8 protein-coding genes and 3 pseudogenes are annotated in these 11,157 nt (G+C 62.4%); 6 read left to right on the top strand and 5 right to left on the bottom strand.

Going from position 1 to position 11,157, the window contains the following annotated elements; all coding sequences use genetic code 11:
• Nucleotides 1-390: 390 nt before the first annotated feature.
• From CFB17_RS17255 to CFB17_RS17235, 5 genes and pseudogenes are all read right to left on the bottom strand, one after another.
• On the bottom strand, nucleotides 391-2,655 hold the full coding sequence (locus CFB17_RS17255; protein WP_088562819.1) for a N,N-dimethylformamidase beta subunit family domain-containing protein: 2,265 nt from the start codon (nucleotides 2,653-2,655) through the stop codon (nucleotides 391-393).
• A gap of 48 nt (nucleotides 2,656-2,703) precedes the next feature.
• Entirely contained in the window at nucleotides 2,704-3,057 is a 354-nt protein-coding gene (locus tag CFB17_RS17250) for a hypothetical protein (protein ID WP_088562818.1), read from the bottom strand.
• 45 nt (nucleotides 3,058-3,102) lie between these two features.
• A complete protein-coding gene (locus tag CFB17_RS17245; protein WP_088562817.1) occupies nucleotides 3,103-3,753 on the bottom strand; it encodes an HAD family hydrolase in 651 nt (216 codons plus the stop codon).
• Nucleotides 3,750-4,541: pseudogene (locus CFB17_RS17240) on the bottom strand (BtpA/SgcQ family protein). The gene CFB17_RS17245 and the pseudogene CFB17_RS17240 overlap by 4 nt, the downstream one beginning before the upstream one ends.
• A gap of 103 nt (nucleotides 4,542-4,644) precedes the next feature.
• Complete coding sequence (locus CFB17_RS17235; protein WP_088562816.1) at nucleotides 4,645-5,448, bottom strand: DeoR/GlpR family DNA-binding transcription regulator; 804 nt, start codon at nucleotides 5,446-5,448, stop codon at nucleotides 4,645-4,647.
• Between the two features lie 282 nt (nucleotides 5,449-5,730).
• Between CFB17_RS17235 and CFB17_RS20110 the strand changes: the two are divergent.
• The 6 genes and pseudogenes from CFB17_RS20110 to CFB17_RS17205 all read left to right on the top strand — a co-directional run bounded on the left by CFB17_RS20110 (nucleotide 5,731) and on the right by CFB17_RS17205 (nucleotide 11,147).
• Nucleotides 5,731-6,368 (top strand): annotated as a pseudogene (locus tag CFB17_RS20110) (SDR family NAD(P)-dependent oxidoreductase).
• Nucleotides 6,369-6,402: 34 nt separating this feature from the next.
• A pseudogene (locus CFB17_RS19990) lies at nucleotides 6,403-6,777 on the top strand (RidA family protein).
• Complete coding sequence (locus CFB17_RS17220; RefSeq protein ID WP_088562814.1) at nucleotides 6,774-7,712, top strand: threonine ammonia-lyase; 939 nt, start codon at nucleotides 6,774-6,776, stop codon at nucleotides 7,710-7,712. The pseudogene CFB17_RS19990 and the gene CFB17_RS17220 overlap by 4 nt, the downstream one beginning before the upstream one ends.
• Before the next feature lie 300 nt (nucleotides 7,713-8,012).
• Nucleotides 8,013-9,356 carry an ABC transporter substrate-binding protein gene (locus CFB17_RS17215; RefSeq protein ID WP_106408575.1) on the top strand — a complete coding sequence of 448 codons (1,344 nt, stop codon included), beginning with the start codon at nucleotides 8,013-8,015 and terminating at the stop codon, nucleotides 9,354-9,356.
• The gene (locus CFB17_RS17210; protein WP_088562813.1) at nucleotides 9,346-10,290 is read left to right on the top strand and encodes a carbohydrate ABC transporter permease; all 945 of its coding nucleotides are present in this window, start codon (nucleotides 9,346-9,348) and stop codon (nucleotides 10,288-10,290) included. The genes CFB17_RS17215 and CFB17_RS17210 overlap by 11 nt, the downstream gene beginning before the upstream one ends.
• Nucleotides 10,287-11,147, top strand: a complete 861-nt coding sequence (locus tag CFB17_RS17205; protein ID WP_088562812.1) for a carbohydrate ABC transporter permease — start codon at nucleotides 10,287-10,289, stop codon at nucleotides 11,145-11,147. Before CFB17_RS17210 ends, CFB17_RS17205 begins: the two co-directional genes overlap by 4 nt.
• Nucleotides 11,148-11,157 lie beyond the last annotated feature (10 nt).

The raw sequence follows: 11,157 nt of genomic DNA, 5'->3' as shown, positions 1-11,157 counted from the left end.
GCGCCTGGAGCGCTACCGCCGCGAGATCAGGAAGGGCAACATCATCCCCGTTCCGGGGCCCAGCGGCTAGGCTCAAGCAGCGCGAAGCGCGATAGCCCCAGAAAACCACTCAAGCAGCGCGAAGCGCGATAGCCGCAGGACAAACCCGGGCCTCTGCCCGGACCCGCCAGGAGGCACCACCTCCTGGACCTGGGGCGCCGTCGATGCGCGTCCTTATACGAGCGATGCCGAGCGCCGGTATCCTGGCCGCCATGGGTCCTGAGCGCGGGCGTCCTTGCCACCGGACACCTTTCTTCCGACTAGGTGAGCGCGCGGTAGAAGTCGCGATAAGCGACATAGCCCTCGTGGTAAAGCTCGGCGTCGGCCGCGTCTCCGCCTCGCCGCTCCTCCTCATGCGGGTGGCGTGAACGGCTCGTCCGACATGAAGCGCCGCAAGGTGTTGAGTGTGATCGTCGAAACGTTGTTATCATAGTTATTCCAGGGCAGCGAGCCGCACCAAGCGATCGAGCCGGTGGCGAAGATCGCTCCGCCCGCTGCCGTCTCGACGAAGGCAAGGTCAGCGTGCACGCGGTCATTCTGGTCGCCGCCGAGATTGGGTAGCGTTGCCGTGAATTCCTCGTTGACGAGCAGCATCAAGGGACTGTGGTCGATCGAGGAGGCGAGCCTGAGGATGTTGGGCGGCGAGCCCAGGAGCGGATTGATGCAGTCGAGCTCGATGCCGGCGGCCCCGCCGCCGATCAGCCCGAAGTCGCCGATGATATCCTCGGTAACGCCCTTGAAGATGAAGCTGGCGCGCGGATCGTCGGCATCCGGGCCGCGCAGATAGGGCGAGGAGACATCGAAGCCCTGCGCGATGAAGCCGATACCCACGATCGAGTTAGGGGCCCGGCCGCAGCGGCGCCAGAGGCCGCCATACTCGCCGGTAAAGGAGTGATAATATTCGCCGGGCTCGGCCTCCCAGGAGCGGATGCCGTCCTCGGCGCGCCGAACTTCGATGACGCCCGGCAGCTCGTCGTGAAAGGCAATCCGCCAATACCAGCCATTGCCACCCAGATACATGAGTCTGCCACCGCGATCGAGCCAAGCCTTCATGGCGTCCCACATGGGCGTCGAGTGATATTCGGGATGCGATCCCGTCAAGATGACCTGGTAGTCGCGGATCAGCTCGTAGCCGTCGCGGTGCAGGTCCTCGTCGGTGATGATGTCATACTCGATTTCGTGATGCGCCAGCCAGCCGAAGAGGTGCGTATCCGCATTATATTGGTAGAGACTGGAGCCATCGCCGCCCAGCCAGGAGTGGTAGCGCGGCGCGCAGTTGATGTTGGGCCGCAGCCGGCTGGAATAGCAGACGCCTGAGCCGTCGGCGTGCTTGTCGTAGAGCGAATGACAAAGCTCCGGGTGTTCGTAGAGATAGACGTCTTGATGGCCGAAATGCAAAAGCCGGCCCATCATGCGCTCGACGCCGCGCACCGTTATGTGCTCGCCATGGTTGGCATAGGCCATATAGGAGGCGGTCGGCGCCAGAAAGGCCACCTTGGGCCGGTTCACCCTGTCGCGGGCGGCGCGCGGCGGCCGGACGAAGAAGGGGATATAGGTCTCCCGCATCGCCTCGGCGTCGGTCTCACCGCATTTGAGGTGCAGGGCGTAGGCACCACTCTTCGCGTCCTTGGGCAGCGTCCAGCTGAGATCGGCCGGCCAGCCGGCATCATAGAGATCGTCCTCGTGGAAATGGATGGCACCATATTCAGTCGGTGCTGCCTGCCAAGTGTGGTGCAGCCCCGTCCAGTTAGGGCCTTTCATGCCACGGGCCGGCAGGTTGACGATCTCGCCATGCAGGCGGTTGGGACCAATGTCGCTGACGCGAACGGAGCGGATATCCTTGGAGAAATCGTAGGCCGCGATGGTAGCATTGGCGAGTATTGCTGGGACGGCCCCCAGGGCTGCGGCCTCCAGCGCGTCTGCCGCATGCAGGCCGCTGAAGAAAGCGGGTGCCACCATCTTGCCATTGAAGTGAAGCCCGACGGTACCGTCGACGGCAGGCATGCCCGCCAGGACAAGGGGCGCCTCGATAGAGGGTAGCTGGCAGGCGAGGCCGCCTTGCTTGCTTGCGCTGTCGACAATGCCCGCGTGTTCGAGCAAGGCGCGCTGGTTCAACCGCCAAGTGCCGGCCGCCGGATCGAGACTGAAGCTGATCGCATACCATTTCCGGTCGATCAGTCGGGCTTCCAGGTGACAGGCATGGGTCCCGCCGCCACCGTCGGCCAGCTTGAGCGTCAGTCGGCCATCTTGGATCAGGAGTGCGAAGCCGGCTTGCCGCTCAGCATCCCATTGCGTTGCCAGGACCTGCTCGGGCCGGGCCAGCAGGGTTGGCCAAATCAGGGCGCGAAAGCTGAAGCTGCCGCCAAGGGCTGGGAAGGGATTGACCCTCACATAGGAGCCGGCATCGGCCCGTCGGGGCTGGCCCGGATAGGTCCCGTCGACGGGCGAGGGGAAGTGCGGCAGGTCGAGCCCGGGGCCGGCTGGGTTACTGTCTCCGTTCACTACCCGTACCAGTCGCGCGTCGAAGCTCGAACCTTCCTCCAGCGAGATATGGAAGGCGATCGTCTCGCCGGGCGCTACGCTGTAGCGATCCGGATATCCTACTATCTTCAGCATGAAATATCCCTAAGACAGGCTATGCAGGTGATGGCCGGTAGTGCCGGCTCAGCCCGTCTCGTCATCGTCAAGTGGTAGCCCATGGCCCCTGAGTGGCAGATTGATGTCTTGCCCGGTGGCCGCGCGCCAGCGCCGGCGAAAGACTTCCCATTCCGCCTCGTCGCGATCGGTGAAGACGGGGCTGTCCTCGAAGACGAGCGGCTCGGCGCGATCGGCCGGCATGTGGGCGATCTGCCATTCAGCGAAAGGCTTGCGACAGAACAGGACGATCTGGCTGCCCGTCGGATCGTGGCGCAGCGTATTCAAGACGCGCATCAGCCCGGGGCTGTGACGCCCGACCGGATTGCGACGGAATTCCTCGACGAACTGGCGATCCGTCTTCGGATCGATGCGATAGGCCATCAGTCAGCAAGCTCCAGAAGGAAACATGACGATCAGCCGGCTGGATCAGGCGTCTCTTGTGCGTCCGATCAGGTCGACGACTAGGGCGAGGTCGTCGATGATGTGGTCCGCTAGTCCAACACGACCGCCTGTTCCGTTGAATCCAAGGACAGTCAGCCCCGCGGCGCGGGCAGATGCGATACCGGTCTCGCTGTCTTCAACAGCGAACACATTCGAACATGCAAGACCAAGGCCAAGGCATGCCTGGTGATAGGGGGCAGGGTCCGGCTTGCCCCGGATGACGTCGTCCAGGCTGAGCGAGAAGGCGATCTCCGTGTCGATGCCCAGTGCCGCCAGATTGGTGTCGACCGTGCGGCGAGAGGCATTGGAAACGCAGGCCTGCAGCACGCCTCGTTTCGCGAGGGCTTGGATGGTCGACACGGCGTTCGGCGTCGGCGCGATCTCGTCCTTGTGTTCCTCATAATAGTCTTCAATCTCGCCAAGCCAAGCCGTCCGCGTGATGCGTCCCGCCAGCCGGTCGGCCAGGATCGCCCAAACCTTCTTGTTGTGGAGGCCGGTGAACCGATCGGGATCGAAGTCAGACAAATCGGCGCCATGCCGGGCACAGACGGCGCGAAGTGCCCGCTCGTGCAGCGGCTCGCTGTCGACGAGCGTGCCGTCAATGTCCCAGGCGACGCCGATCGAGCCGCCACTCATCGGAGGGTTTCCACTTTATCCATAAATCGCTTCCCGCGCTGGCCGTCGGCCGGCTGCCACGTGTCGCCGTCCTGCTTGAAATGTGTGCCGATGACGCAGCCATCGGCAATGGCCATAACATCGGCTACATCGTCGATATAGACGCCCGTATTGGCGAAGATGGGCATATCCAAGGTGTGGCAGAGCTTATTGGAGGGCAAGGTGATCCGCCGGCTGGCCGGCGATCGGCCCGCTCGCCAGAACCAGGTCGGCCATGGACGAGAAGACGGTACGTTTGGTACGCAGCTCGATCGGCCGCTGGCCGAGCGAATGGCCGAACTCGGCGTCAATGTTGAGGAATAGCTTGATGTGTAAGGCGCCGATAGTGCGCCACAGGCCGGCAGCCGATGCGCAATCGGACGCCCAAACACCCATGTCGGAGGCAAACACGCCGAAAAAGATCTCGTGCATTAAGCTGGCCCCGGTCGCGGCCGCAATGCTGGCGGTCAGATCCCAGAGGTAATTGACGCTGAAAGGCACCTTCAACTTTGGTTTGCTCGACTCGATGACTGCGGTCATGGCGGCGATGCCCTCGATCGGGTCCTTAAGTTCGTAGGGCCTGTCATTCTCGTTGCTGAACATGATGGCCTTCCTGCCACCTTGCTGCAGGTGCTGGATGTCGAGCTCCACGTCGGCGATCAACTTGGGGATGCCGCCACCGGCATCATAGAGCAGCGTGCCGGGCAAGGCCCGGTTCGGGCCATAGCGATGACGGCCTTCTTCTTCGCACCGAAGAGATCGAAGATCATGCGAGAACCTTTTCGGCCGGCCTTGCCCGAACGGACCGGCGGCTCAAATGCGTTCCGATCGTCAACGTCATGAGCATGCGGCGGAACGGAAAGACGTATCAAATCATTTTTGTCCGTTTATGTTCGAATATTCCTCAGCTACCAGAATCTCGACGCCGGCCGCGGTCAGCGCCTGGTGCATGCCGGGCGTTGGCGCCTGGTCGGTGATGAGCGTCGTGCATTTGTCTAAGCTGCTAATGCGAGCCAAGGAACGGCGGTTGAACTTGCTGGAATCGCAGAGGATGGTGACAGCGGCCGAGCGGGCAATGAGCGCCCGCTTCACGTCGCTGTCCTCGATGATATAGTCGTGAAATCCATCTTCGGTGACGCCCGAGATGCCGATGAAGCAGCGATCGAAATAATAGTTCTGGATCTGGCTGCACGTGGTCGACCCGATGATGGCGAATTCCGGCCCCCGCAACTGGCCGCCCAGGAGATAGATGCTGCCGCGACCGGCGAGGAGGGCCACGGCCGCCGCCAGGCTGTTGGTGAAGATGCGCAGGTCCTTGCGGCCAGCCAGTTCCATGGCCAGCGCCAAGTTCGAGGTGCCGACATCGAGCGCGATCGTTTGCTCGGGCGGCAGGAGACTGGCGGCGAGCCGGGCAATGCGCCCTTTCTCCGCTGCATTGACCAAGCGTCGCCGCTCGAAGGCGGGTTCGGTCGAGAAAAAGAGTTCTGAGCCGTGCTGATCCTGGCCGACGGCTCCGCCGTGCGTGCGCATGACGATCCCGGCCCGGCTCAAGAGGTCGAGGTCGCGCCGGATGGTCATCTCCGAGACGGCGAACTTGGCCGCGACGTCCTTGACTGCAACGAAGCCCTGCTGCTCGATCAAGTCGCGCAGTCGGCGATGGCGTGCCCGAGGCGGCATCCGCTCCTCCCGCAAGCCAGCAGCGCACGTCGCCGCCGATGATACGGCCCGTTTGGACTTCGGGACTGTTGCCACGCCCGCCTCCTTGGTTGAATGACCGTTAGATCATTGCCAAGCGCTCCTGCCAACATTCATCATTTCGCGCAAAAACGGACGCCGGACGGCTTGTCAGCGTCGCTCATCTTTGAAACTCGCTGGCACCGGGGGCCCCATCGTCAAGGTGCTTTCGTCCAGCGGCTCCAGGGTGGTGGTCACTGATTTTGGCCTCTGGCGGCGCAGGCGATGGCGAGGGAAGCTGGTGCCCGGCATTGTGGGCTGGCGCTGGAAGTGACCGATGCTCTGGTCACGCGGGCTATCATGACTGAAGCGGCCCTGGGTCCATGTGGCCTCGCCATCGTTTGCGCCAATGCCAGCCTTTCGACCATGAACAGGGGCGAGACCCTGATCCTCGCAGAGTGGCACGCGAACATAGCAGCGAACGCCAAGGCCGCCTTCCTTGCCAATCAGGCGGCCAACCGCCACTGGCTGGCGGACGGACAGCCGGGCGTTATCGTCAACACGGCCTCGCTCGCCGACAAGATCGGCGCCCGCTGCTCGCCTATTATGCCGCCAGCAAGTTCGCCGTCGTGGGATTCACCAAGGTAATGCCGCGCGAGATCTTCCCCGAGAGCGCTCGCGTCAACTGCGTCAGGCCGGGCTTCGTGAAGACCGGCACGCATGCGCGGGAATTGGCCTGCGAGGGCATGCATGCGCGGCATAGGCCCGAGGCGGCGCACCGGGAATATATCGACCTCACGTTACTTTGCCGCCACGAGAAAGCGACGGATGTGCCTGATATCGTGCTCTTCCAGGCCGGTGATCTGGCGCGCTTTCTCACGCGCGAGGCGGTCAATGCCAGCGGCGGTGTGACGATGGATTGAGGCGACGCTGCCGCTGACTAAAGGAGAGGGTGGCATGACAATCGTGCGTATCGGTGTTGCCGGCGATCCTGCCTTTCGCTGGCGCCGTCAAGGCCGATGGCTGGCCGCATGGTTCGGGCCAGACCGCCTGGAGGGCGGCTAAGTCGTCGGCCGTGCCATCGTTCCGCAGGCCGGAATGGCGATCGCCAATCTTCTGGCCATCCTGGAGGAAGCGGGCTACGGACCGGAGCACGCGGGGCGCTGCGGCGCCTGACTGGACGATCCTCGCGATTTCGCTGCCTTCAAGCGAGTCTTCGTGCAGCATTTCGGCGGTCATCCGCCGGCCCGTTCCTGCATCGTCTCGAGCCTCGCGATCGATTGCAAGGTCGAGACCGACTGTGTCGCTTATAAGAAGGAGGACCGGCAGTGATCGAGCTTGCCGACATCGAGGCTGCCGCTCTCAGGCTGAAGGGCAAGGTGCGTCGCACACCGATGATGCGGGCCGACCAGTTGCTCGAGGTGCCCTCCGATGCGGAATTGTGGCTGAAGCTCGAGAATCTGCAGGTCACCGGCTCGTTCAAGGCGCGCGGCGCCACCAACCGGCTCCTGACCACGCCCGCCGAGTCGCTGAATCGGGGTATCGTCACAGCCTCAGGCGGTAATCACGGCGTAGCGGTGGCGCGCGCCGCCCACTTGGCCAAGGTGCCGGCCACGATCTTCCTGCCTGAGGGTGTCTCGCCCCTCAAGCGCGCCAAACTCGAGGCTTGGGGCGCCCAGGTGCAAACGGTCGGCATGGTCTGGGACGAGGCGAACGAGGCCTCGCTGCGTTTTGCTGCTGAAAAGGGGGCCATGCATTTCCACCCCTTCGCCGAGCCGGCGATCGTCGCTGGGCAGGGAACGGTGGCGCTCGAAGTCTTGTCAGAGAAGTCTGACATCGACACCTTCCTGATCGCGATCGGTGGCGGTGGCCTGATCGCCGGCATGGCCACCGCGATCAAGGCCATTCGCCCGAATGCGCGCATTATCGGCATCGAGCCTGTGGGCTCGCCGACCCTTGAGGCCAGCCGTCGGGCAGGCGAGGTGGTCAGACTGCCGGCCATCACGACGAGGGTGCCGACCATGGCCTGTGGTCGGACCGACCCGCGCATCTTCGAGATCGTCCAGCGCCACGTGGACGAGATCGTCCTGCTCGAGGACGAAGAGATGGCCGCGGCGGCCAACTGGCTCTGGCTCGAACTCGGCATCGCCGCCGATCTCAGCGGTGCCGCCGCCGCGGCTGCCTTGCGTACCGGCAAGGTGAAGCTGCGGGCCAGCGAACGTGTCTGCGTGCTGATCTGCGGCGCCGGCAACGATGCGGTCACTTAATTCTTGCCAATTCCGCTTAAAGCGCAAGCAAGTCCACGCTCATTACGAAGCCATATTGCCCGATACTTAGGCTCGTCTGATTGGCGATCGATAAATTGCCGTAAGATGGCTGATTTTGTGCGAAAATGTTTGACGACCGAGAGCGGCACGTTAGGCTGATCTTGTTGGCGGGCAGCCGACCCAGCCCCGCGCTGGCGACATCGTGGCGTATCGGCCTCGCCGACGCGCGACCCGGCATCCCTCCTGACGGATGCCGCATCCTCAATCAGGCGATGCGATCAAACTTTCGGGGGACAGTCGATGAAGCGGCGTGAGTTCGGGTTGATGACGAGCGCACTGGCGCTGGCAACGGCCCTGCCGTTCCGGTCCGCCGCCGCCGCTGAGGATTTCAAGGCATCGAGCGGCCAGCCGATCTACTTTCGCGGCTGGCAGTTCGCGACCGACGTCGTGCAGTCCAACGTCAAGCGCTACAACGACACGCAGGCCGGCAAGGTCGACTATGCGACGGTGACCGGCGACTATCCAGCCATCATGGAGCAGAATCTGATGGCTGGCAGCGAGCTCGACGTGCTCTATGCCAATCCCTCCTCGGCGGTCCGCTATTATGGCGGCGGCTGGGTCATGCCGGCCGAGGAGTTGCCCAATATCGAGGAGATCAAGGCCGATTTCCTGCCGCAATTCCTGGATGCATGGTCTTATGACGGCAAGCTTCTGGGCCTCTCCTATTTCGCCTCCTGCCGCGGCTGCATCCACACCAATCTTCTAGCCTATGAAAAGGCCGGCTTCAGCGACAAGGACTTTCCCAAGAACTGGGACGAGCTCTACGAGCAGGTCTATGCCCTGCATGACAAGGGCATCGAGACGCCAATATTGCCGCATTGGTTCGGCGAATATTTCGGCATTTCCTGGGGCTTCGTCTTCGAGGTTCTCAATCGCGGCAACCAGATTGCCGATCCCCGGACGCACAAGCCGCTCTTGACGACCGAGGCGAGCGGGGCTGCCTACAAGACGCTGGCAGCATGGAAGAAGCTCTGGAATTCGAAGCTCGTGCCCGAAGAGGTGATGACCTATTCCGAGGCCGCCTATATCGATGCCTATGCCTCGGGCCGCTATGTGTTCAGCCCGCAGCAGATCTACGATCTTCAGGTCTTCAATAAAGTGGGCCGCTCGCAGATCGCCGGGCACTCGACCATCCTGCCGGTCGGCGATCATCCATGGGGCATCATCGATTCCGCCCTCTATTTGATGACCAAGCGAGACCGGCCGGATGCCGTGACCCAAGATGTGAAAAAATTCACGTCCTGGTACGGCTACAAGGATGATACCGGCAAGGTCGCCATCGCCGAGCGCTGGGTGCAGGAAAACATGCTGTTCTCCGCCTACAAGTCGGTCATGGACGACGAGAAGACCGCCGAGCGCGTCAGGAAGGCTGTAGCCCGGCCCGACGACTATAAGACGGTGCTGGATGTCTATAAGGCCACGCCATTCCCGGCCGGCATCTGGAAAGTGGTCTGGTCGGAGGAGTTCAACGCCTATCTGAAAGATACGCTGGCAAACTTCCTGACCCAGGACGGCGACATCGTGGCGACCATCACCGCCATGAACGACAAGATCACCGAGCTCAACGAAAAATATGGCATCTGAGCCCGGCCTCGTCCGCCCGGCAGCGCCTCTTGACCGGCAGGCCAGGACGCGCCGGACGCGCGAGCTTAGCGACGGCCATTTCGCCCTCTTGATCGGCCTGCCGGTCATCGCCTTCCTGATCGCAGTTGTGGGCTATCCCCTGATCTATTCGATCTGGATGAGCCTCCATAAGATCGTTTTCTTCGGAGGCTATCGGGCGACGTTCGCCGGGCTCGATAATTATGCCAGTGTCCTTCATGACGAGCAGTTCTGGTGGTCGACGTGGGTGACGATCCGCTTCACCATAGAGAGCGTCCTTCTCACCATGGTGCTTGGGCTTCTGATCGCCCTTTTACTCAATCGGCGACTGATGCTTGGCGGTCTCATCCGCACCCTGATCTTCCTGCCCTGGTGCGTCTCGCTCTATGGGGCGGGGCTGATGTTCGCCTATCTGGCACGCAGCCAGACCGGCCTTGGCACGGCGATCCTGGGGCTCCTTGGCATCGACGCCACGACTGATTTTCTCTCGGGCTCCTCGATCATCGAGGTGCTGGCGATCGGCAATGCCTGGACCATGGCGCCGCTTGTCGCCATGTTCATCCTGGCCAATCTGAAGACGATCCCGACCCGGCTCTACGATCTGGCGGCAATCGATCGACTCTCGGCCTTCGAGACGTTTCGCTACGTTACCCTGCCGCCGATCCGATTCTCGCTCTTTGTCTTCACCTCGATCACTACAGTCCTCTCGATGAAGCTTTTCGACTTCATCTTCGTCTTATCGGGCGGTGGCCCCGGCACGGCTTCGGCGACGCTGACCTATCAGGTCTATAAGCGGAGCTTCAAGGAGTTGAACCTGGGCCTGGGCTCGGCCATGTCCTTCTATCTGCTCTTCCTGATCATCGGCTCGACCCTGCTTCTCTTCCTCCTCTGGGGTCGCAAGGAGAAGCCGCTTTGAGGAAGTCCGGACCCTGGCTCACTCTGGCCACGCTGCTGTTGCTGATCTGGTCGATCCTGCCCATTTACTGGATGGTGCGCATGGCATTCCTCACGCCAGCCGAGATCACCCAGTTCCCGCCGCCCATCTTCCCAACCCGCTTCAATATCGCCTCGTTCTTCAATGTGCTGGGCTTTGACCATACCTTGGCTGACGGGACGATGGTGCGCGCTTCGGGGCAGGCCAACCAGGTGCTGCGCGGCCTCGTCAACAGCGTCATCGTGGCTGTCATTGTGACCGTGATCACGCTCGTGATCGTCGTCCCGCTGGCCTATGTGTTCGCGAGGCTGGAGTTCCGCTTCAAGAACCTCCTTTTGAATGCCGTGCTCCTGGCCGTGGCCTTGCCGCCAGTCTCCACGCTCATCCCTTTTTATGCGATGTTCGTCCAGCTCAAGCTGGCGGGTACGCTCACAGGCCTTGTCCTGGTCGATCTGACGTTGACGGTGCCTTTCGTCGCCTGGATGCTGATCGGCTATTTTCGCAACCTCCCGCCCGTCGAGCGGCTGGCGCGGATCGATGGCTATAGCCGCTTTGGAACGCTCTTCTTCCTGATCGTTCCCATGGCCAAGAGTGGCGTCGCTGTGGCGGCAGTGATCGCCTTCCTGTTCGCCTGGAACGAATTCACCTTCGCGCTGATCCTGGTGAACGGCACAACGGCAAACACCTTGCCGACGGCAATCTCGGGCTTTCTCTTTCAGAACCCGCAGCCGTCGAACCTTGCAGCATGCATCGTCCTGACCATCCTGCCGCCAGGACTGGTCGCCTATTTCCTGCAGCGTCACGTGGCCGAGATGAGCCTCGTCGACCCCGTGCGTTGACGCGAACCCG

The organism is Arboricoccus pini, assembly GCF_900187945.1.
In the GTDB taxonomy this organism is placed as follows: Bacteria; Pseudomonadota; Alphaproteobacteria; order Geminicoccales; family Geminicoccaceae; genus Arboricoccus; species Arboricoccus pini.
Note: the sequence above shows the minus strand (reverse complement) of the source record. Positions and strands in the feature narration are given on the sequence as shown.